The organism is Pseudomonas morbosilactucae, from assembly GCF_023241715.1.
Lineage (GTDB): Bacteria > Pseudomonadota > Gammaproteobacteria > Pseudomonadales > Pseudomonadaceae > Aquipseudomonas > Aquipseudomonas morbosilactucae.
Window position 1 is genome coordinate 18,644 of the sequence record NZ_JALQCW010000055.1, and the last position, 21,209, is coordinate 39,852.

At 61.0% G+C, this 21,209-nt stretch carries 16 protein-coding genes and 1 pseudogene; 12 read left to right on the forward strand and 5 right to left on the reverse strand.

Going from position 1 to position 21,209, the window contains the following annotated elements; all coding sequences use genetic code 11:
- Positions 1 to 70 precede the first annotated feature (70 nt).
- The 9 genes from M1B34_RS20180 to M1B34_RS20220 all read left to right on the forward strand — a co-directional run bounded on the left by M1B34_RS20180 (position 71) and on the right by M1B34_RS20220 (position 10,187).
- On the forward strand, positions 71 to 508 hold the full coding sequence (locus M1B34_RS20180) for a hypothetical protein (protein WP_268266056.1): 438 nt from the start codon (positions 71 to 73) through the stop codon (positions 506 to 508).
- Between the two features lie 573 nt (positions 509 to 1,081).
- Positions 1,082 to 3,229 carry a fatty acid oxidation complex subunit alpha FadB gene (fadB, locus tag M1B34_RS20185; RefSeq protein WP_123330671.1) on the forward strand — a complete coding sequence of 716 codons (2,148 nt, stop codon included), beginning with the start codon at positions 1,082 to 1,084 and terminating at the stop codon, positions 3,227 to 3,229.
- A 30-nt stretch (positions 3,230 to 3,259) separates the two neighbouring features.
- On the forward strand, positions 3,260 to 4,435 hold the full coding sequence (fadA, locus tag M1B34_RS20190) for an acetyl-CoA C-acyltransferase FadA (RefSeq protein WP_268263037.1): 1,176 nt from the start codon (positions 3,260 to 3,262) through the stop codon (positions 4,433 to 4,435).
- A gap of 99 nt (positions 4,436 to 4,534) precedes the next feature.
- Entirely contained in the window at positions 4,535 to 4,771 is a 237-nt protein-coding gene (locus tag M1B34_RS20195; RefSeq protein WP_123330676.1) for a DUF1653 domain-containing protein, read from the forward strand.
- Between the two features lie 114 nt (positions 4,772 to 4,885).
- Positions 4,886 to 7,498, forward strand: a complete 2,613-nt coding sequence (gene topA / locus M1B34_RS20200; RefSeq protein WP_268266057.1) for a type I DNA topoisomerase — start codon at positions 4,886 to 4,888, stop codon at positions 7,496 to 7,498.
- A 157-nt stretch (positions 7,499 to 7,655) separates the two neighbouring features.
- Complete coding sequence (locus tag M1B34_RS20205; RefSeq protein WP_268266058.1) at positions 7,656 to 8,180, forward strand: DUF6586 family protein; 525 nt, start codon at positions 7,656 to 7,658, stop codon at positions 8,178 to 8,180.
- Between the two features lie 50 nt (positions 8,181 to 8,230).
- The gene (locus M1B34_RS20210; protein WP_268266059.1) at positions 8,231 to 9,232 is read left to right on the forward strand and encodes a hypothetical protein; all 1,002 of its coding nucleotides are present in this window, start codon (positions 8,231 to 8,233) and stop codon (positions 9,230 to 9,232) included.
- Between the two features lie 3 nt (positions 9,233 to 9,235).
- On the forward strand, positions 9,236 to 9,793 hold the full coding sequence (locus tag M1B34_RS20215) for a LemA family protein (RefSeq protein WP_268266060.1): 558 nt from the start codon (positions 9,236 to 9,238) through the stop codon (positions 9,791 to 9,793).
- Positions 9,794 to 9,953: 160 nt separating this feature from the next.
- Positions 9,954 to 10,187: a hypothetical protein gene (locus M1B34_RS20220; protein WP_123334319.1), complete on the forward strand. Its 234-nt coding sequence runs from the start codon at positions 9,954 to 9,956 to the stop codon at positions 10,185 to 10,187.
- A gap of 92 nt (positions 10,188 to 10,279) precedes the next feature.
- Here the strand turns inward: M1B34_RS20220 and sulA are convergent, their stop codons facing one another.
- Together sulA and lexA are read right to left on the reverse strand one after the other, a co-directional pair.
- The gene (sulA, locus tag M1B34_RS20225) at positions 10,280 to 10,753 is read right to left on the reverse strand and encodes an SOS-induced cell division inhibitor SulA (protein WP_268266061.1); all 474 of its coding nucleotides are present in this window, start codon (positions 10,751 to 10,753) and stop codon (positions 10,280 to 10,282) included.
- A gap of 10 nt (positions 10,754 to 10,763) precedes the next feature.
- The gene (lexA, locus tag M1B34_RS20230) at positions 10,764 to 11,372 is read right to left on the reverse strand and encodes a transcriptional repressor LexA (protein ID WP_123330689.1); all 609 of its coding nucleotides are present in this window, start codon (positions 11,370 to 11,372) and stop codon (positions 10,764 to 10,766) included.
- 252 nt (positions 11,373 to 11,624) lie between these two features.
- Between lexA and M1B34_RS20235 the strand changes: the two genes are divergently transcribed.
- The 3 genes from M1B34_RS20235 (at position 11,625) to M1B34_RS20245 (ending at position 14,291) form a co-directional block, all read left to right on the forward strand.
- A complete protein-coding gene (locus M1B34_RS20235; protein ID WP_268263041.1) occupies positions 11,625 to 12,332 on the forward strand; it encodes a TetR/AcrR family transcriptional regulator in 708 nt (235 codons plus the stop codon).
- A 204-nt stretch (positions 12,333 to 12,536) separates the two neighbouring features.
- Positions 12,537 to 13,535, forward strand: coding sequence for a beta-N-acetylhexosaminidase (gene nagZ, locus M1B34_RS20240; RefSeq protein WP_268266066.1), 999 nt, complete (start codon positions 12,537 to 12,539; stop codon positions 13,533 to 13,535).
- Positions 13,536 to 13,547: 12 nt separating this feature from the next.
- Positions 13,548 to 14,291, forward strand: a complete 744-nt coding sequence (locus M1B34_RS20245; protein WP_123330695.1) for an S-methyl-5'-thioinosine phosphorylase — start codon at positions 13,548 to 13,550, stop codon at positions 14,289 to 14,291.
- 46 nt (positions 14,292 to 14,337) lie between these two features.
- Here the strand turns inward: M1B34_RS20245 and M1B34_RS20250 are convergent.
- The 3 genes and pseudogenes from M1B34_RS20250 to mfd all read right to left on the reverse strand — a co-directional run bounded on the left by M1B34_RS20250 (position 14,338) and on the right by mfd (position 21,067).
- Positions 14,338 to 17,029 (reverse strand): annotated as a pseudogene (locus M1B34_RS20250) (SNF2-related protein).
- A gap of 11 nt (positions 17,030 to 17,040) precedes the next feature.
- Entirely contained in the window at positions 17,041 to 17,607 is a 567-nt protein-coding gene (locus M1B34_RS20255; protein WP_123330699.1) for a CsiV family protein, read from the reverse strand.
- A 10-nt stretch (positions 17,608 to 17,617) separates the two neighbouring features.
- Positions 17,618 to 21,067, reverse strand: coding sequence for a transcription-repair coupling factor (mfd, locus tag M1B34_RS20260; RefSeq protein ID WP_268266062.1), 3,450 nt, complete (start codon positions 21,065 to 21,067; stop codon positions 17,618 to 17,620).
- Positions 21,068 to 21,209: the final 142 nt, after the last annotated feature.

Below are 21,209 nucleotides of genomic sequence, written 5' to 3' on the forward strand. Positions count from 1 at the left end.
GTATGGCTGGTTTCAAGCGCGTTGGTTCCGGTGTGGCCCAACGCGCTCATCAAGAATCGGGAGTACAGATATGACGGTCTGGATAGTGGTGTCAATCCTTGCGGTGGTGTTAAGCCCTCTGGCATGGCTGCGTCCTTCGCGCCGCCAGAGCGGCCAGATCGCCATGCGCATGGAGGCGCGGCGCATGGGGCTGGCCATGCAGCTGGCGCCCCAGGAGTGGCCGCACTGGCTCGGGCAGGAGCCGCCGAACCCCTGTCCGCAGTACCATCGCCCGCGCCGCAGTGCTGCGGCGGCGTGCTGGAGCTACTGGCAAATCGCGCCGGGGGAGTGGGTCAATCAATGGCGCGAGCCTTGCGAGGATCAGGCATTGCTCGCTCAGTTAAGCGTGCTGCCGCCGACAGTCTTCAAAGTCGAGGCAGATAAACAGATGATCGCCCTGTATTGGAATGAGCGCGGCGAACTGAGTGTCTTGCAGGATATTGCCGAGTTGCTCAAAGCCCAGGCTTGAGCTGCAAGGGTGGGCGCTGCAATGGCGCCGCCCGAAATAGCAGGCAATAAAAAGCCCGACATCATCATCGGGCTGGGATTGGCCAGGCAGGCCGGTAATCTGTTTGCGGCAACCCAGGGCGCACCGTGGGGTTTTGTGTGTCGCTGATCCTACGCTTTGCATTCGACAAAAGCGCGTACATTTTTCTCTCAAGCTTTTCGCCAGCTTAGGCTTCAATTGCCTTCATGCAAGGCGAGTTAGGGCGAACTTTCTAATTATTGATTCTATGAATGGTTAAAAATGCGCGCGCGTGTTGGTGCTCGGGGCGTTGCCGAGATGACTGCAAAGTCGCGTTTCAAACAGCCTTTTGTACGATTGACAATTGGCGGATTTTCCCTGAATGTGGCGTACCCAAATCAAACGGGCGTATGAAATGAGCGTTTGCATGGCAAATGGCTCTGTACAGAATCCCGACTATCGCGTTGGCGGGTGTGCCTTGCGGATTGGCCTGAGCATCGACGAAAACGTCCGTGCCGAGCCAGAAGTTAGCGTCCGACGTGTACTGTTCAGCTTCCATATCGTGGAGATCAGTTGATGATTTACGAAGGTAAAGCCATCACGGTTAAGGCTCTTGAAAGTGGCATCGTCGAATTGAATTTCGACCTCAAGGGTGAGTCCGTCAACAAGTTCAACCGTCTAACCCTGAACGAATTGCGTCAGGCTGTTGACACCATCAAGGCAGATGCTTCGATCAAGGGTGTGATCGTCAGCAGTGGCAAAGACGTGTTCATCGTCGGCGCCGACATCACCGAGTTTGTCGACAACTTCAAGCTGCCGGATGCCGAGCTGGTGGCGGGCAACCTCGAAGCCAACAAGATCTTCAGCGATTTTGAAGACCTCAATGTTCCGACCGTTGCCGCGATCAACGGCATCGCCCTGGGTGGCGGCCTGGAAATGTGCCTGGCGGCGGACTACCGCGTCATGGCTGCCAGCGCCAAGATCGGCCTGCCGGAAGTCAAGCTGGGCATCTACCCGGGCTTTGGCGGGACCGTGCGCCTGCCGCGCATCATCGGTGCCGACAACGCCATCGAGTGGATCGCCGCCGGCAAGGAAAACCGTGCTGAAGACGCGCTGAAAGTCGGCGCAGTCGACGCTGTGGTCGCTCCGGAAAAACTTCACGAAGCCGCCTTGGCCACCGTCAAGCGTGCCATCTCCGGCGAGTTCGACTACAAGGCCAAGCGCCAGCCGAAGCTGGAAAAACTCAAGCTCAACGCCATTGAACAAATGATGGCGTTCGAAACCGCCAAAGGTTTCGTGGCCGGCCAGGCTGGCCCGAACTACCCGGCGCCAGTCGAAGCGATCAAAACCATTCAGAAAGCCGCCAACTTCGGTCGCGACAAGGCCCTGGAAGTGGAGGCTGCCGGTTTCGTCAAGCTGGCCAAGACCTCGGCGGCGCAAAGCCTGATCGGCTTGTTCCTGAACGACCAGGAACTGAAGAAAAAGGCCAAGGCCTACGATGAAATCGCCAAAGACGTGAAGCAGGCCGCGGTACTCGGCGCCGGCATCATGGGCGGTGGCATTGCCTACCAGTCGGCGTCCAAAGGTACGCCGATCCTGATGAAAGACATCAACGAACACGGTATCGAGCAGGGCCTGGCGGAAGCCGCGAAACTGCTGGTCGGTCGCGTTGATAAAGGCCGCATGACTGCCGCGAAAATGGCTGAAGTGCTCAACGGTATTCGTCCGACCCTGTCTTACGGCGACTTCGGTCACGTCGACCTGGTGGTCGAGGCGGTGGTCGAGAACCCTAAGGTCAAGCAAGCGGTATTGGCTGAAGTCGAAGGCCAGGTCAAAGAGGACACCATCCTCGCATCCAACACCTCGACCATTTCCATCAGCCTGCTGGCCAAGGCCCTCAAGCGTCCGGAAAACTTCGTCGGCATGCACTTCTTCAACCCGGTGCACATGATGCCGCTGGTGGAAGTCATCCGTGGCGAGAAGTCCAGCGAACTGGCCGTGGCCACCACCGTTGCCTACGCCAAGAAAATGGGCAAGAACCCGATCGTGGTCAACGACTGCCCGGGCTTTTTGGTCAACCGCGTGCTGTTCCCTTACTTCGGCGGTTTCGCCAAGCTGGTCAGCGCCGGCGTGGACTTCGTGCGTATCGACAAGATCATGGAAAAATTCGGCTGGCCCATGGGCCCGGCGTACCTGATGGACGTGGTCGGCATCGACACCGGCCACCACGGCCGCGACGTCATGGCTGAAGGCTTCCCGGACCGCATGAAGGACGACCGTCGTTCGGCCGTGGACGTGCTCTACGAAGCCAAGCGCCTGGGTCAGAAAAACGGCAAGGGTTTCTACGCCTACGAGACCGACAAGCGCGGCAAGCAGAAGAAAGTCGCCGATTCGTCGGTGCTGGAAGTGCTCAAGCCGATCGTCTACGAGCAGCGTGAAGTCACTGACGAAGACATCATCAACTGGATGATGATCCCGCTGTGCCTGGAAACCGTTCGTTGCCTGGAAGACGGCATCGTCGAAACCGCAGCTGAAGCCGACATGGGCCTGGTCTACGGTATTGGTTTCCCTCCATTCCGTGGCGGTGCGCTGCGTTACATCGATTCCATCGGTGTCGCCGAGTTCGTTGCCCTGGCCGACCAGTACGCCGACCTGGGCGCGCTGTACCACCCGACCGCGAAGCTGCGTGAAATGGCCAAGAACGGCCAGAGCTTCTTCGGTTAAGCGCCCCCACTAGAGAGCGAGAGTGAACATATGAGCTTGAATCCTAGAGACGTCGTGATTGTCGACTTCGGTCGTACTCCGATGGGCCGCTCCAAGGGCGGCATGCACCGCAACACCCGCGCCGAAGACATGTCGGCGCACCTGATCAGCAAGCTGCTGGAGCGCAACGTCAAGGTCGACCCCAACGAAGTCGAAGATGTGATCTGGGGCTGCGTCAACCAGACCCTGGAGCAGGGCTGGAACATCGCACGCATGGCGTCGCTGATGACCCAAATCCCTCACACCTCGGCCGGTCAGACGGTCAGCCGCCTGTGCGGTTCCTCCATGAGCGCCCTGCACACCGCTGCGCAAGCGATCATGACCGGCAACGGTGACGTATTCGTCGTGGGCGGCGTCGAGCATATGGGCCACGTGAGCATGATGCACGGTGTCGATCCGAACCCGCACATGTCCCTGTACGCGGCGAAAGCCTCGGGCATGATGGGCCTGACCGCAGAAATGCTCGGCAAGATGCACGGCATTACCCGTGAACAGCAGGACGCCTTTGGCGTGCGTTCCCACCAACTCGCCCACAAGGCGACGGTGGAAGGCAAGTTCAAGGACGAAATCATCCCGATGCAGGGTTACGACGAGAACGGTTTCCTGAAGCTGTTCGACTACGACGAAACCATCCGTCCGGAAACCACCCTGGAAAGCCTGGCGGCCTTGAAGCCGGCCTTCAACCCTAAGGGCGGCACCGTGACAGCCGGTACATCGTCGCAGATCACTGACGGTGCCTCGTGCATGATCGTGATGTCGGCCCAGCGTGCCCAGGACCTGGGGATCCAGCCTTTGGCGGTGATCCGTTCCATGGCCGTGGCGGGTGTGGACCCGGCGATCATGGGCTATGGTCCAGTACCGGCGACTCAGAAAGCCCTGAAGCGCGCGGGTCTGGGGATTGCCGATATCGACTTCTTCGAGCTCAACGAAGCGTTCGCTGCACAGGCCCTGCCAGTGCTGAAAGATTTGAAAGTGCTCGACAAGATGAACGAGAAGGTTAACCTGCACGGCGGTGCGATTGCCCTGGGGCACCCATTCGGTTGCTCCGGTGCACGGATCTCCGGCACCTTGCTCAACGTGATGAAGCAGAATGGCGGCACCTTCGGTGTGTCCACCATGTGCATTGGCCTCGGCCAGGGCATTGCCACCGTCTTCGAACGCGTTTAAGCGTTCGCTCGATGGAAGCCGGGGCCCAGTGCCCCGGTTTTTGTTTTTCTGACGATTTATTTGTTTTTATTTTGAAAAATTTTGCACGAGGGCCAGAGCATGAAGTTACAACCCGGGCTCTATCAGCATTACAAGGGGCCGCAGTACCGCGTTTTCAACGTGGCGCGGCACTCGGAAACCGAAGAAGAAGTGGTCTTCTACCAAGCCCTGTATGGCGATTACGGCTTTTGGGTGCGTCCCTTGAGCATGTTCCTGGAGTCGGTCGAGGTTGACGGCGAACAGGTCCCACGCTTTGCTTTGGTGCAGGCCGAAGCCAGTCTTTTTTCACCGGCTTGAGCGCTGGTCGCGCGGAACCCTGCGCTTGACCTCACCTTGTTGCCACTATATATAGCGGTGCCGCGTCAGGCGCCAACCGCCTTTCACTTCTCGAATTCAGGAATTTTCTGATCCATGGGCAAATCGCTGGTCATTGTGGAATCCCCGGCTAAGGCCAAGACCATCAACAAGTACTTGGGTAACCAATACGTGGTGAAGTCGAGTATCGGCCATATCCGAGACCTGCCCACCAGCGGTTCGGCCAGTGCCGCCAAGGAGCCTGCCGCCAAGCGCGGCAAGGCCGCTGCGGGCGAGGCACCGGCCCTGTCGCCGAAGGAAAAGGCGCGCAAGCAGCTGGTTTCGCGCATGGGTGTCGATCCGGATCACGGCTGGAAAGCCAAGTACGAGATCCTTCCCGGCAAGGAAAAGGTCATTGAAGAGCTGCGCCGCCTGGCCAAGGATGCCGACACCATCTATCTGGCAACGGACTTGGACCGCGAAGGGGAAGCCATTGCCTGGCACCTGCGGGAAGCCATTGGCGGTGACGACAGCCGCTACAAGCGCGTGGTGTTCAACGAAATCACCAAGAAGGCGATCCAGGAAGCCTTCTCCCAGCCCGGCGAGCTGGATATCAACCGGGTCAATGCCCAGCAGGCTCGACGCTTCCTCGACCGCGTAGTGGGTTACATGGTTTCGCCGTTGCTGTGGGCGAAAATCGCTCGTGGCCTGTCTGCCGGCCGTGTGCAATCGGTGGCGGTCAAGCTGGTGGTGGAGCGTGAGCGCGAGATTCGTGCGTTCAACCCTGAAGAGTACTGGGAAGTCCACGCCGACCTGGGCACCGCCAAGGGTGCCAAGGTGCGCTTTGAAGTGGCTCGGGAAAACGGCGAAGCCTTCAAGCCGCTCAACGAAGCCCAGGCCATGGCGGCCCTGGAGAAGCTCAAGGCTTCTGCCTACACCATCGCCAAGCGTGAAGACAAACCGACCAGCAGCAAGCCGTCGGCACCTTTTATTACCTCCACCTTGCAACAGGCTGCCAGTAACCGTCTGGGCTTCGGGGTGAAGAAAACCATGATGATGGCCCAGCGTCTCTATGAAGCCGGCTACATCACCTATATGCGTACCGACTCCACCAACCTCTCGGCCGATGCCGTGGCGATGGCACGGACGTATATTGAAAGCGAGTTCGGCAAGAAGTACCTGCCGGAGAACCCCAACGTCTACAGCAGCAAGGAAGGTGCACAAGAGGCTCACGAAGCGATTCGTCCTTCTGATGCCAACACCGAGCCAAGCAAGCTGTCGGGCATGGAGCGTGATGCTGAGCGTCTCTACGAGCTGATCTGGCGCCAATTCCTGGCGTGCCAGATGCTGCCGGCGCAATACCTGTCGACCACTGTCAGTGTCGCGGCCAGCGGCTTCGAGCTGCGGGCCAAGGGCCGCATCCTCAAGTTCGACGGCTACACCCGTGTGATGCCGCAAATCAGCAAGCCGGGCGACGACGATGTGTTGCCAGACATGGCCCAGGGCGAAGTCTTGAAGCTGATCAAGCTCGACCCGAGCCAGCACTTCACCAAGCCGCCGGCGCGTTACTCTGAAGCCAGCCTGGTCAAGGAGATGGAAAAGCGGGGTATCGGTCGTCCGTCGACTTACGCAGCGATCATTTCCACCATTCAGGATCGCGGCTACGTGGCCCTGCACAACCGTCGTTTCTATTCGGAGAAGATGGGTGACATTGTCACCGAGCGTCTCTCCGAGAGTTTCTCCAACCTGATGGACTACGGCTTCACTGCCGGCATGGAAGAGAACCTCGATGACGTCGCCCAGGGCGAGCGTGATTGGAAGAACGTGCTCGACGAGTTCTACGGCGACTTCAAGAAGAAACTTGAAGTGGCGGAAGGTGCCGAGACCGGCATGCGCGCCAACCAGCCGGTGATGACTGACATCCCGTGCCTGACCTGTGGCCGTCCGATGCAGATTCGTACAGCGTCCACTGGCGTATTCCTCGGCTGCTCGGGTTATAGCCTGCCGCCGAAAGAACGTTGCAAGGCCACCGTCAACCTGGTGCCGGGTGACGAGATTGCTGCGGACGACGAAGGTGAATCCGAATCCCTGGTGCTGCGCGGCAAGCATCGCTGCCCGATCTGCAGCACGGCGATGGATGCCTACCTGCTGGACGAGAAGCGCAAGCTGCACATCTGCGGTAACAACCCGGATTGCGCGGGCTACGAGATCGAAGAGGGCAGCTATCGCATCAAGGGTTATGAAGGTCCGAGCCTGGAATGCGACAAGTGCGGCAGTGAGATGCAACTGAAGACCGGCCGTTTCGGCAAGTTCTTTGGCTGCACCAATGCGACCTGCAAGAACACTCGCAAGCTGCTGAAGAGCGGTGATGCGGCGCCGCCGAAGATGGACCCGGTGAAGATGCCTGAGCTGAAATGCGAAAAGGTCAACGACACCTACATCCTGCGTGACGGTGCTTCGGGTCTGTTCCTGGCAGCCAGCCAGTTCCCGAAAAACCGTGAGACTCGGGCGCCTCTGGTGCTGGAGCTGATCCCGCACAAGGATGAGATCGATCCGAAGTACCACTTCCTCTGCGAAGCGCCGAAGAAGGACCCGGATGGCCGTCCGGCGGTGGTGCGTTACAGCCGCAAGACCAAAGAGCAGTACGTGCAGACCGAAGTCGACGGCAAGCCGACCGGCTGGCGTGCGTTCTACGACGGCGGCACCTGGAAGGTCGAAGACAAGCGTTAAGGTTGGGTGACGGGGGAGGCCACTTCTCCGGCGCCTGAAGGCCGCATGCAGCCGATGTGCTGCATGCGGTTTTTTTTGTCTTGCGATTGGTCAAGTCCATCCATGACACTGTGCCACCCAGCGTGCCGTTTTACTTTTTGTTGTGGAGGCTGCCGTCATGGCCCACGAACTCTATACCCGTACCAATCAGAAAATTTACTTTGCCGGCTTGTCCCTGGAAGCCTTGGCTCGAGCTGAAGAGGGGCGGGCGATGACTGCTCAGGCTCAGGTTCAGGCTGGTCGGGAATCGGTGCTGTTTCATCTCTATGGCGCGCTGCTTGGGCTTTGCCATGAAATTGCCGGGTTTTACCGCCTGCCCCAGGCCAATGCGCCCCGTGCGGAGCTGATCCTTACCCAGGAAGTGCTGGATCATCTGGCAATTCCGGAGCTGGCCGAGCTGGTGGAGTTGGCCCATAACTCGGAAACCTGGCTGGCCAAGCTGCTGGCGGCCTACGCTGCGCTGTTCCAGCCGCCCCGTGCCCCGCACAAGCCCAAGGGCGATGTAACGCAGCCGTTGATCATGGCGGTCAACCTCGATGAGGAAGAGCCGGAACAGGCACTGAGCCGAGAAGAGTTGGAGAGCTGGCGGCAAAACCTCAAGGCCCTGGCGATTCGTTTTCGTGATGGCTTGAACGAGTGCTGAGCCTGAGTGCCGGTTGGTCCGGGCTTCGAAGATTTGATCAAGGATGAGTCATGTTGTTTTTCCAGCGCGATCAAGAGCTGATCCGCTTACTGGGTTCCTGCCAGGTGCAGGTCTCCCGGGCCCAGTCCAATGCCGACTTGCTGCAGGTGCTCGACCGGCTTGAAGCCTTCCCAGGTGGCCTGGAGTTTGATCACGCGCAGCCCAAGCTGCTGCTGGTTCTGGCGTTCGTCTCGCTGGTCGTCTCGTACCTGATGGACGGCATGGGGTGGATGGGTTGGGTCGCCATAGGCTGCTGCTTTGCCAGTTTTCTGGTCAAGCGAGGGCGCTTGTCTTCGTTGGGTGATTTGTCGACCAAGATCGGCCGCCAGTGCTCGCTGTTCAGCAACGGGTTGAGCGAACCCGAAGGCACTGCCGATTGGTGTTTCAAAAAGCTGAGCAGCGAGTTCAGTGATTACCAGCGCGGGACTGAGCGTCGCGATATCGTGACGTCTGCCCAGGGTGTCTTTCAGGGAGCCCTGCATTCGTTGGCGTTCGAATATCACCATCTGCGCTATGTGAATCTCCGCAAGGATAAAGGCGGTGGCGAAGAGGCTTTTGATCGCTACAGTCTGGTGCTGGACTTTCCCTGGGTGAAGGGGCTGTCGGCTCGGACCGACGTGGTGGGCGCGCCATTGGCGGGCAAGGGTTTCGAGACCACGCTCGACGACTTTAATCGGACCTTTCTTTTGCAGGGTCGCCGCGAGTTGGATTGTGCCAAGTTCGCCACGCCCACGACCCTGCTCTTTCTGATGGCGCTTTCCCGTCGGCTGAGCAAGGTGAACCTGGAATTCTCCGAGCAGGGGCGGTTATGCCTGAGCTTCAACAATGATGAAGTCATGGCTTATGCCTATCCGGGATCTCTGGCTGATCTCCAGGCCTTTCGTGAGCAAATCAAAGCGGGTATTGAGTTGCCAGGGCTGAGTCCGCTGTTGGAGTTGGTGCATCAGTTGGCAGAGTTGCACGACAATAATTTTGATCTTCCTTCGAAGGTCGCTGACAAGATGGAGCAGTAAGCAATGGAGTTGTTGTTGGTAGTGGTCGTGGGCCTCGGGGTTGTTGTGTATCTCAGCTACAACAGAATCATCGCGGCCCATAACCGTGTGCAACGCGCCTGGTCGGACGTGCTGACCTATGAGCGCCAAGCCATCCGGGTGCTCGATATGCTCGAGCCCAAAGTGGCGGGTTTTCAGGAGTATGAAAGCCAGTTGTTGACGCAGATCGTCGAGTTGCGCACGGCCATCTCCCGCCTGCCTTCCATGGCGGATGGGGCAGCGCTGACTCCCGTTGATCAGGGGGCAAAGGCGCTGCTGGGGGGCTTGGATGTGGCTTTCGAGGCCTATCCGGAATTGAAGTCTGCGGAGCTGATGAATGGCTTGCTGCGGGAGGTGGCGGAGCAGCAAGGCAACGTGGGTGCCGCCATTACGCTGTTCAATCTGAACGTGGAGAACTTCAACAACAGCCTGCAGCTGTTCCCGGGCTCTTTGGTCAATCAGATCACCCTGAAGAAGTCGCCAGTCACGCCTTTTTCGGACAGTCAGGCGTCAGCATCCTTCGAGTACAAGCCGAACTTCTGAGTCAGTCTGAAGGCTCGATACAAGCGGATGCGGGGTGGGTTTACCCAGGAAAGAAACGAGAGGCGCCGGGGTTGCTAGCGCGTGGATCGTGCTCAAGATCCCAAGCGAGGGCATAGCGATGACTGATATAATCTCGGCCTTTCGTGGAGAACAGACTTTTATGCCAACGTCCTTTCTAGAAATTGTCGAGTTGCCAGACGGTCGTATCGAGCTGCGCAGGGCTGAGGACGAGGGTTCTCTGGTTACTTTGGATTTCTCCGAGGACGCCAAGGCTTTCCTGCAGGGGCAGCATGTGGAAGTGGCCAAGGCCATGTTGAGCGTCGGCGTGCAGATGGCCGGACGTTTGGTTGAAGGTGAAATCGATAAGGAAGAGGGGCCGCGGGTTCTTCACTGAGTCCGCTGGTCGGTTTTTTTGCAGTCGTTTTTTGCTTTGTTTCGGCTTCTCAATCCTCGAGAAGCCTCGTGTCATTCCGCAGCATTCCCGTTTCAACCCAATCGAATATTCAGGCTCTGTGCGTCGCCCGTGCGCGCTGCGCTGATGAGTTGCTGCTTGGCGCTGTTGTTCAGCGGATTCAGCCAGCTAACGACCGTATGACTGCGCCCCAGGCGCAGGGCTTCGCAGGTCAACTGCTGGGCGCTTTGAGTGCCGCGAGGATGCAGCAGCAGGATGCGTTCGCGATTCAAGCCGGCATCGCGCAGCCAGGTTTGGGTCAGGCTCGACGGTGGGGCAATCAGGGTCAGCCAGCGGGCGTCTTGCTCTTCGCTCAGTTCCCGAAGAATGGGGGCCAGCAGGCTCAGGCAGTTCCCCGCAGCACCGCGTAACGACAGTTCACTGAAAACTTCCGGATCATTGTTCCAGGGTTTTTCGGTCACTTCTTTGAGGATCGGCGCCAAGGGTTGGGCCAGGAATGCCTCGAACAGCGACAGTTGTGCTTGCTGTGGTGCGTGTGGGAACTGCATAAAGCCTCCTTTAGCGGCGAATCACGCCGACACTCAAGCCTTCGATCACCAGTTCCTGATCTTTCAGGTTGACTTCGATAGGGGCGAACTCAGGATTTTCGGCAAGCAGCCAGACTTTGCTGCCTTCGCGCTTGAAGCGTTTTACGGTGACTTCATCACCAATGCGCGCCACGACCACCTGGCCGTTGCGAGCCTCGCGCGTGGTGTGAACGGCCAGCAGGTCACCGTCGATGATGCCGATGTCCTTCATGCTCATGCCGTGCACCCGCAGCAGATAATCAGCGCGAGGATGGAAGAAGGCCGGGTTGATGTTGCAGGACTCTTCGATATGTTGCTGGGCCAGGATCGGAGCGCCGGCGGCGACGCGGCCAATGATCGGCAGCGTGGAGTCGTCGGCCTTGGCTTCGAAACCCGGGATGCGAATCCCGCGGGAAGCGCCCGGGGTCATCTCGATTGCGCCTTTGCGGGCCAGCGCCTTGAGGTGCTCTTCGGCGGCATTGGGGGACTTGAAGCCCAGTTCCTGTGCGATTTCCGCACGGGTTGGCGGGTAGCCATTGTCTTCAAGGCAGCGTTTGATAAAAGCCAGAATCTCAGCTTGGCGGGGCGTCAGTTTTAGCATGTCGATCGCTCTGTCTTTTTATACAGTGACTGGGATTATATACAGTGAGTCGCGCTTGGCAATCCTCCTTTTTTCCGGGGCCGCCGGACGGTTCTTGAGGGGTTGTTCCGGCCCGGTTTGGCAGGGCTGGCTACAGCGGGCTGCAGGTATGGTTAAATAGCGCGCCAGTGGGGCCTGAAGCTGGCTGACAGGCTTGACATTGCAGGGGCTGAAACGTATGTTTCAAACAAGTGTTTGTCAGGCGGAGTAGCCATGGCCCAGTCGGAAACCGTTGAACGCATTCTCGATGCTGCCGAGCAGTTGTTCGCGGAAAAAGGTTTTGCCGAAACCTCATTGCGGCTGATCACCAGCAAGGCCGGGGTCAACCTGGCGGCGGTGAACTATCACTTCGGTTCGAAAAAGGCCCTGATCCAAGCTGTGTTCTCGCGCTTCCTCGGGCCTTTTTGCATCAGCCTCGATCGTGAGCTGGAGCGGCGCCAAGCCAAGCCGGACAATAAGCCAAGCCTGGAAGAGCTGCTGGAGATCCTCGTCGAGCAGGCTCTGGTGGTGCAGCCTCGCAGTGGCAACGACCTGTCTATTTTCATGCGTCTCCTGGGGCTGGCTTTCAGTCAGAGCCAGGGGCATTTGCGGCGTTATCTGGAAGATATGTACGGCAAGGTGTTCCGCCGTTACATGCTGCTGGTCAACGAAGCCGCCCCGCGCATTCCACCGATCGAGCTGTTCTGGCGCGTACACTTCATGTTGGGTGCGGCGGCTTTCAGCATGTCCGGGATCAAGGCGTTGCGCGCCATCGCCGAAACCGATTTCGGGGTCAATACCTCCATCGAACAGGTGATGCGCCTGATGGTGCCGTTCCTCGCTGCCGGCATGCGTGCCGAGACCGGCGTGACCGACGATGCCATGGCCAGCGCCCAGCTTAAACCTCGCAGCAAGTCGGCTCCGGCAGTCGCCAAAGCCTGATGCCACGGGTGGGCGCGCCAGCTTACATCCGCTAAGCTAGCCGCCCATGTCGACTCTCGCTCCCTATCCCTTTGTACGCCCCTCACCGTGGGTCATTCGCCTGGCTATGCCTGTGGCGAATTTTTCCTGCGCCTGTGCTGGGCCCATGGGCTTGGCCGTTCGGTGCGAGCCCCTCGTTATTAAGGAAATTCTATGACCGCTGGCCTGCAAGGCTCCTTGATGGTGGACGTCGCTGGTACCTGGCTGACGGCTGAAGATCGACAACTGCTGCGCCAGCCCGAAGTGGGCGGCCTGATTATTTTCGGCCGCAATATCGAGCATCCGCGCCAGGTGCGAGAGCTGTGTGCAGCGATTCGTGCAGTCCGTCCGGACCTGTTGCTGGCCGTGGACCAGGAGGGCGGGCGGGTTCAGCGTCTGCGCCAGGGTTTTGTCCGGCTGCCGGCCATGCGTGCGCTGGCAGACAATCCCAATGCCGACTACCTGACCGAGCAATGCGGCTGGATCATGGCCACGGAAGTCTTGGCGATGGGTCTGGACCTGAGTTTCGCTCCCGTGCTGGACCTCGACCATCAACGCAGCGCGGTGGTGGGGTCGCGGGCATTCGAGGGCAACCCTGAGCGTGCCGCCGAGCTGGCCGGAGCGTTTATCCGTGGCATGAACAGTGCCGGCATGGCTGCCACGGGCAAGCACTTTCCCGGGCACGGTTGGGCCGAAGCCGACTCCCATGTCGCCATTCCCAATGATGAGCGCAGCCTGGACGAGATCCGCGCCAAGGACCTGGTGCCCTTCGCCCGCCTGAGCCAACAGCTGGCGGCGGTGATGCCGGCCCATGTCATCTATCCCCAGGTCGATTCCCAGCCTGCCGGCTTTTCCCGGCGCTGGCTGCAAGACATCCTGCGGGGCGAGTTGCAGTTCGACGGGGTGATCTTCAGCGACGACCTGTCCATGGCCGGTGCCCATGTGGTGGGGGATGCGGCGAACCGCGTCGAAGCCGCCTGGACGGCTGGTTGCGACATGGGCTTGGTGTGCAATGACCGTGCTGCGGCCGAGCTGGCCCTGAGTGCGGCCCAGCGTCTGAAGGTGACGCCTGCACCGCGAATCGCCCGGATGCGCGGCCAGGGAATAGGCTCGTTGGAGTACAAGCAGGACCCCCGTTGGCTGACGGCGCTGGGTGCCCTCAAAGATGCCCAACTGATTGATTAAGGACGCCTTGCCATGACGGTCTACGCAATTATCGGCGGCACCGGCCTGACCCAGTTGGAAGGGTTGAACATTCGCCAGTCTCTGGCCCTCGACACGCCTTACGGTGCGCCGTCAGCCGAGGTTCAGATTGGCGAGTACGCCGGTCGCGATGTGCTGTTTCTGGCTCGTCACGGCCACCCCCATCGTTTCCCGCCTCACCAGGTGAACTACCGGGCCAATCTCTGGGCGCTGAAGCAGGCCGGCGCCCAGGCGATCCTGGCGGTCAACGCCGTGGGTGGCATTCATGAAGCCATGGGCATCGGGCATTTTTGTGTGCCTCACCAGTTGATCGACTACACCAGCGGCCGCCAGCACACCTACTTTGCTGATGATCTGGAGGCGGTGACGCACATTGATTTCAGCCACCCCTACAGCGAGTCTCTGCGCCAGCAACTGATCGCCGCCCTGGCGGCCGAAGGCTGCGCCCACAGCGCTCAGGGTGTGTATGCCTGCACCCAGGGGCCGCGCCTGGAGACGGCCGCAGAAATCACCCGCCTGGAGCGCGACGGCTGCGACATTGTCGGCATGACCGGGATGCCCGAAGCCGCTCTGGCCCGTGAGTTGGAATTGGATTACGCCTGCCTGGCGCTGGTGGTCAATCCGGCCGCGGGCAAGTCCACGGTGTTGATTACCATGGCTGATATCGAGCGCGCACTGCAGGAAGGGATGGGGCGGGTCACGGCGACTCTGGCACGGGTACTGGCAGCAAACGCCTAATGCCTTTCAGCCAGGGGCGCCTCTTCCCCTGGCTGCCGGTGCGGGTTCAGCGTGTGGACTTCTTGTCCGGCAAGGGCGCGAACAGCGCTTCGATATCGTCATTCTGCAGTTGCCAGTCCCCGGCCTTGCGCCCATCCAGCACGCCGGCCGCCAGGTCGGACTTCTCCTGTTGCAGGTGCTGGATTTTCTCCTCCACCGTGCCGCGTGCAATCAGCTTGTAGACGAACACCGGTTTTTCCTGGCCGATGCGATAGGCGCGGTCGGTGGCCTGGTTTTCCGTGGCCGGGTTCCACCACGGGTCGTAATGGATCACCGTGTCGGCTTCCGTCAGGTTCAGGCCTACGCCGCCGGCTTTCAGGCTGATCAGGAAGATCTGCCGCTTGCCGCTCTGGAAGTCCCGGACCGGCGTGCGTCGATCACGGGTCTGGCCGGTCAGCAGGGCATAGTCGATGTGGCGACGTTTCAGCTCGTCTTCGATCAGGCTCAGCATCGAGGTGAATTGGGAAAACAGGAGGATTTTCCGGCCTTCCGCAAACAGTTCTTCGAGCATTTCCATCAGGCTGTCGAGCTTGCCCGACGAACTGCCGCGAGGCGGCGGCGTGTCGCTGACCAGGCGCAGGTCGCAGCACACCTGGCGCAGCTTGAGCAGGGCTTCGAGGATGATGATCTGACTGCGGGCCACGCCTTTGCGGGTGATTTCGTCGCGGACTTTCTTGTCCATGGCCAGGCGCATGGTTTCGTACACATCGCGCTGCGCCTCGTTGAGTTCGACCCAGTGGATAATCTCGGTCTTGGGCGGCAACTCGGTGGCCACCTGCTCTTTGGTGCGGCGCAGCAGGAAGGGTTTGATCCGGCCATTGAGGTGCTGCAGGCGCACTTCGCTTGCGTGCTTCTCGATCGGCACTCGGTAGTCGCGGTTGAAGCTTTTCACATCGCCGAGCCAACCCGGGAGCAGGAAGTGGAACAGCGACCACAGCTCACCCAGGTGATTTTCCAAGGGCGTGCCGGACAAGCACAGGCGTTGCCGGGCGTTGAGCTCGCGAGCCGCTTGAGCGGCCTTGCTCGACGGGTTCTTGATGTACTGCGCTTCGTCCAGGATCAGCACATGCAGCGGCTGGGCGGCCAGCAGTTCGACGTCCTTGGGCAGCAGGGCGTAGGTGGTCAGCAGCAGGTCGTAGTCGGCCAAGTTCGGGAAGTGCTTTTTGCGCCCGGCGCCGTACAGCGCCAGGACCTTGAGCTGCGGGGTGAAGTGCGCCGCTTCGTCCAGCCAGTTGGGAATCAGGCTGGTGGGCATCACCACCATGCAGGGGCGATCCAGGCGCCCGGCGTTTTTTTTCGCTGAGGATATGGGCCAGGGTCTGCAGGGTTTTGCCCAGGCCCATGTCGTCGGCGAGGATGCCGCCCACTTCCAGTTGGCGCAGCGACTGCATCCAGCTCAGGCCTTCCAGTTGGTAAGGCCGCAAGGTGGCGTTCAAGCCTTGTGGCGCGGGTGCCGAGTAGTCGCGGATGTCCCGCAGGCGCTGGGCGAAGGTGCGGATATGCTCGCCGCCTTCCCACAGCAGGGGCAGCGCTTCCAGCGGGTTGAGGCGGGTGGCGTCGGCGCTGCTCAGGCGCAGGGTGGTTTCCCCGGGTTCTTGCAGATAGAACTCGCCGAGGGTGGCCAGTACCGGCTTCAGTCGGCCATAGGGCAGGGCCACTTGCAGTGGGCCGTGGGGTGAATTGGGACGATTGGGAATGTTCACCAGGATCAGTTCGTCGTCACGCCGCTTGGCCAGGCGCTCCGGGTTGAGCAGCTCCGTGTGCGAGCGCATCAGGTTGAGCAGGATCGGCAGCAGGCTCAGGCGCTCGCCATTGACGATGATCCCCAGTTCCAGGTCGAACCAGTCCCGCTCCGGCGCGGCGTCGACGGTGGCGTACCAGTCGTCCACGGTGGTCAGGTCGAAACCGAAATCGTCGTCGATCTGCAGCTCCCAGCCTCGGGTGCGCAGGGTCGGCAGCTCATTCAGGGTAAAGGTCAGCCAGGCGCTGTCATTGACCATTTCAAAGAGTTCGCCGGCACTTTCCGGCAGCGCCTTGCTTTGTCGGGTGGCGATCTTGAAGCTAAGGGCGCGCAGCTGTTCGCGGTAACCCTGTTCCACTTCCGGCTGGCGCTTGATGCGCAGGGTCTGGTGTTCCTGGCGCACGATGATGTCGCTGTTTTTCTGCCCGCTGGCGTACTCGTCCAGGTAGTTGAAGGACAGCGCGGCACGGTGCTGGATATAGCGTTGCATCTTGCCGTTGCGCGGCTCGAAGGCGCTGAATTCAATGCTTGCCAGCCACAGTCGCGGGCGCGGCTGCACCGTGTCGACGATCTGCTGGGGCAGGCTCGGCGGGGTGCGGTTCTCCAGGACAGCCTGAAGTTTTTCCAGCAGTTCAGCGTCTTTGGCGGCGGCCGGGTAGGCCAGGGTTTCCTGGACTTGCAGCAGCACCGCGGCCACGTGTTTGCAGTTGCTGCGCACCGGGCAGGTGCATTGAGTGTCGAGCAGCAACAAGGCGCCTTTGGAGGACTCCCGCAGGCTGATGGTCTGGCGGTAGACGTTGCCTCCCGAGCCCTCGCAACTGGCGGTGATGGTGCTGTCGCCCACCTGGACGATCCGCACGCGGTTCTCCAGGGCGTAGCGCCGGCCGCGCTCCAGTGCTTGCTCTTTGAAGCGATTGACCCAGGAAGGCGCCAGGGGTTTGGTCAGGGGCGGGGTCATAAGGACTTCAATCAGTCCGGTATTTCAACGGGCGCCTGGCTCGGGGCGGGCCTGGACAGCGAGGTGATTTTGATCAGCAGCGCCAAGTGGCCGTTGTCCAGGTAATTGAGTTGGCCGTTCTTGGTGTGGCTTTCCTGCTTCAGGCGCTCGCTGGCGGTAATCAGGCCGTTGGCGTCGATCTGGTTGACCCAGAAATCGGCGGCCACATCGGTAAAGCGCCCGAGTTTCAGGCCCAGGGTGCCTTCGATGGGGTACTGGCCGAATTGCTCCTGGCCGTCGCTGAGGGCCACTTTGACCGGGGTTTCCCCCAGGCTCTGCTGCCAGGCCTTGTGCATCAGTACGCTGTAGTCCCCGCTGGCGCCGAGCTTGTCGGCAATGCCGCCCAGGGCCGGGCTGCGCTGGCTCTCGGCAGGCAGGCGCTGAGCGTCGGCCGCCCAGTCCTCGGGCGCGGCGCGGCTGAGGATGGCGGGCACGGCGTTCTGCCGCACGAGGATCATTTCCACCTGGTACAGGTCGTCGGCAACGGCCAGGGGCGCGATCAGGGTCAGCAGCAGGGGCAGCGAGCGAAACAGGCGCATTGGGCGTCCTTCAAGCAGATTTCGGGGTGAGGCGCTCAAACAGCGCCTCCAATGTATTAAAGCGTTCTTCCGGACGCTCCATGGGCACCATGAATTTGAACTGGGTTGCGCCTTCGAACTTGTAGCGCTTGGGCTGGCCCTGGATCAGTTTGATCAGCGCTAATGGGTCCACCGGGGTGTCGGCGGCGAACTCAATGCGTCCGCCCTGGGGGCCGCCATCGACTTTCTTGATGCCCAATTGCTCGGCCTGCAGTTTCAGCAGGGTCAGGCGCACCAGGTTCTTGGTCGGCTCTGGCAGCAAGCCAAAGCGATCGATCATCTCCACTTGCAGGTCCTTCAGGCCATCCTCGTCGGTGGCCGAAGCGATGCGTTTGTAGAGAATCAGCCGCGCGTGCACGTCCGGCAGGTAGTCCTCTGGAATCAGTGCCGGCAGGCGCAGGTTGATTTCCGGACCGCCGCCCAGAGGCTGGTCGAGGTTCGGCTGTTCGCCCTTGCGGATGGCTTTCACCGCGCGCTCGAGCATCTCCATATAAAGGGTGAAACCCACGGCCTGGATCTGCCCGCTCTGGCCGTCGCCCAGCAGTTCGCCAGCGCCACGGATTTCCAGGTCGTTGGTGGCCAGGACAAAGCCGGCCCCCAGGTCCTGGGTGTTGGCGATGGCTTCCAGACGCTTTTCGGCGTCCGGAGTGATTTGCTGGCGCGGTGGTGTCAGCAGGTAGGCGTACGCCTGGTGGTGACTACGGCCGACCCGGCCGCGCAACTGGTGCAATTGGGCCAGGCCGAACTTGTCGGCGCGCTCGATGATGATGGTGTTGGCGCTCGGCACGTCGATGCCGGTCTCGATGATGGTCGAGGCGATCAGCACATTGAAGCGCTTGTGGTAGAAGTCACTCATCACCTGTTCGAGTTCGCGTTCGCGCATCTGCCCATGGCCGATGCCGATCCGTGCTTCCGGCACCAGTTCGGCCAGGTCGGCGGCACATTTCTCGATGGTCTTCACGTCGTTGTGCAGGTAATAAACCTGGCCGCCACGCAGCAGCTCACGCAGCAGGGCCTCTTTGACCGTGCTCTTGTTCTGCTCCATGACAAAGGTGCGCACCGACAGGCGTCGCGCCGGCGGCGTGGCAATGATCGACAGGTCGCGCATGCCCGATACCGCCATGTTCAGCGTGCGCGGGATCGGCGTGGCGGTGAGGGTGAGGATGTCCACCTCGCTGCGCAATGCCTTGAGCTGTTCTTTCTGGCGTACGCCAAAACGGTGCTCTTCGTCGATGATCACCAGGCCGAGGTTTTTGATCTTGACGTCGTCCTGCAGCAGCTTGTGGGTGCCGATGACGATGTCGATCTTGCCTTCTGCCAGGTCCGCCACCGCAGCATTCACTTCCTTGGCCGATTTGAAGCGGCTCATCACTTCCACGGTCACCGGCCAGTCGGCGAAGCGGTCGCGGAAGCTGTTGTAGTGCTGCTGGGCGAGCAGGGTGGTGGGCACCAGGATCGCCACTTGGCGGCCGCCGTGCACGGCAATGAACGCCGCGCGCATGGCCACTTCGGTTTTGCCGAAGCCCACGTCGCCGCACACCAGGCGGTCCATGGGCTTGGGCGCGAGCATGTCGGCGCGCACCGCTTCGATGGTGGTCTGCTGGTCCGGGGTTTCTTCAAACGGGAAGCCGGCGCTGAAGGTGGCGTAGTCGGCTTTCGGGTCGGCAAAGGCATAGCCTTCGCGGGCCGCTCGGCGGGCGTAGATGTCCAGCAGTTCGGCGGCCACATCGCGCACCTGTTCGGCGGCTTTGCGCTTGGCTTTCTGCCAGGTTTCCGAGCCCAGGCGGTGCAGTGGGGCCAGGGCGTCGTCGCTGCCGGTGTAGCGGGCGATCAGGTGCAGGTTGGCCACCGGCACGTAAAGCTTGGCGCCCTCAGCGTATTCCAGGGTGAGGAATTCCGCGGCCTGGTTATCGATTTCAAGGGTCGCCAGGCCCAGGTAGCGGCCGACACCGTGGTCGATGTGCACCACCGGCGCGCCTTCGCGCAGCTCGGTGAGGTTCTTGATCACGGCGTCGTTGTTGGCGTCGGCGCGTTTTTCCCGGCGCCGGCGCTGCATGACCCGTTGGCCGAACAGCGGGCTTTCGGCCACCAGGGCCAGGGCCGGGTCATCCAGCAGCAGGCCTTCGTCCAGGGGGGCGATGGTGATGGCCAGGCGGTCTTTGCCGGTGACGAAATCCGGCCAGCTGTCGACCGTCTTGGGCCGCAGCTTCAAGCGTTCCAGCAACTCCAGCAGCACTTCCCGGCGGCCGGCGGATTCGGCGGTAAACAGCACGCGCCCGGGGAATTCGTCGAGGAAGTTCGCCAGCGCCGCCAACGGCTGGTTGGCCTTGGCTTCGATGGCCAGGTTCGGCAGCTCTTGGGCCGGGAAGCGTTCGCGGCCGACGCCGGTTTCCAGGTCTTGCTGGCTGGCCACCACCCGTGGCCAGTTCTTCAGCCGGGCGAAGCAGTCCTCCACCGGCAGGAACAATTCCGCCGGTGGCAATAGAGGCCGGGAAGGATCGATGCGCCGCTCTTCATAGCGGTTGCGCACATCGTTCCAGAAGTTTTCCGCCGCCTGCTCGATACCCGGCAGGGAGAACACCTGAGTGTCCTGGGGCAGGTAGTCGAACAGGGTCGAGGTGTCTTCGAAGAACAGCGGCAGGTAGTACTCGATGCCGGCCGGCGTGATTCCGCTGCTCAGGTCCTGGAAGATCGGGCAGCGGCGGAAGTCCACATCGAAGCGTTCGCGGAAACGCGCCTTGAAGCGGGTGACCGCCTCTTTCTGCAGCGGAAATTCCTTGGCCGGCAACAGGCGGATCGACTCGACCTTGTCGATGGAACGCTGGTTTTCCGGATCGAAGGTGCGCAGGGTCTCGATTTCATCGTCGAACAGGTCGATGCGATAGGGCAGTTTGCTGCCCATCGGGAACAGGTCGATCAGGGCGCCACGCACGGCGAACTCGCCATGCTCGTAGACCGTGTCCACGCAGCGGTAGCCGCTGGCTTCGAGGCGAGTGCGCATCTGCTCCACATCGAGCTTCTGCCCCACATCCAGCACCAGGCTGCTGCCCAGCAGGAACTGGGTCGGCGCCAGGCGGTGCAGGGCCGTGGTAATCGGCACCACCAGCACGCCGTGCTCCAGCTCCGGCAGCCTATAAAGGCTGGCGATGCGTTGGGAAATGATGTCCTGGTGCGGCGAGAACAGGTCGTAGGGCAGGGTTTCCCAGTCGGGAAAGTGCAGCACCGGCAAATCCGGGGCGAAGAAACCCAGCTCCTGCTCCAGCCGCTCGGCGCTTTGGCTGTCGGCGGTCAATAGCAGGGTGAAACGCTTGGCGGCGCTGGCCGCTTCGGCGATGGCCAGGCTCAGCGCGGCACCGGGCAGGTTGCCCCAATGCTGCTTGCCGGAGGCGGTGGGGAGTAGCGGTAGACGCAGGACGGGCACGGAAGGTTGAGCTCCAAGCGTTGCGACAAAGTCGGCAATTGTAGCGGGGGCGGGTGCCGGCTGTCAGTGGCTGATGCGTCTATTACGCCGGTTGGGGCAAATGTAGTGGCAATGACAAAAAAAGCGCCGGTTCGGAGCTAAA

What these genes read in the sequence shown, in the direction of transcription:
- M1B34_RS20195 (WP_123330676.1), top strand. Translation starts at nt 4,535, where the DNA reads ATGAAGTTACAACCCGGGCTCTATCAGCATTACAAGGGGCCGCAGTAC.
- sulA (WP_268266061.1), bottom strand. Translation starts at nt 10,753, where the DNA reads ATGCAGTTCCCACACGCACCACAGCAAGCACAACTGTCGCTGTTCGAG.
- M1B34_RS20245 (WP_123330695.1), top strand. Translation starts at nt 13,548, where the DNA reads ATGACGGTCTACGCAATTATCGGCGGCACCGGCCTGACCCAGTTGGAA.
- M1B34_RS20180 (WP_268266056.1), top strand. Translation starts at nt 71, where the DNA reads ATGACGGTCTGGATAGTGGTGTCAATCCTTGCGGTGGTGTTAAGCCCT.
- M1B34_RS20220 (WP_123334319.1), top strand. Translation starts at nt 9,954, where the DNA reads ATGCCAACGTCCTTTCTAGAAATTGTCGAGTTGCCAGACGGTCGTATC.
- M1B34_RS20210 (WP_268266059.1), top strand. Translation starts at nt 8,231, where the DNA reads ATGTTGTTTTTCCAGCGCGATCAAGAGCTGATCCGCTTACTGGGTTCC.
- lexA (WP_123330689.1), bottom strand. Translation starts at nt 11,372, where the DNA reads ATGCTAAAACTGACGCCCCGCCAAGCTGAGATTCTGGCTTTTATCAAA.
- fadA (WP_268263037.1), top strand. Translation starts at nt 3,260, where the DNA reads ATGAGCTTGAATCCTAGAGACGTCGTGATTGTCGACTTCGGTCGTACT.
- M1B34_RS20215 (WP_268266060.1), top strand. Translation starts at nt 9,236, where the DNA reads ATGGAGTTGTTGTTGGTAGTGGTCGTGGGCCTCGGGGTTGTTGTGTAT.
- fadB (WP_123330671.1), top strand. Translation starts at nt 1,082, where the DNA reads ATGATTTACGAAGGTAAAGCCATCACGGTTAAGGCTCTTGAAAGTGGC.
- M1B34_RS20205 (WP_268266058.1), top strand. Translation starts at nt 7,656, where the DNA reads ATGGCCCACGAACTCTATACCCGTACCAATCAGAAAATTTACTTTGCC.
- topA (WP_268266057.1), top strand. Translation starts at nt 4,886, where the DNA reads ATGGGCAAATCGCTGGTCATTGTGGAATCCCCGGCTAAGGCCAAGACC.
- M1B34_RS20255 (WP_123330699.1), bottom strand. Translation starts at nt 17,607, where the DNA reads ATGCGCCTGTTTCGCTCGCTGCCCCTGCTGCTGACCCTGATCGCGCCC.
- M1B34_RS20235 (WP_268263041.1), top strand. Translation starts at nt 11,625, where the DNA reads ATGGCCCAGTCGGAAACCGTTGAACGCATTCTCGATGCTGCCGAGCAG.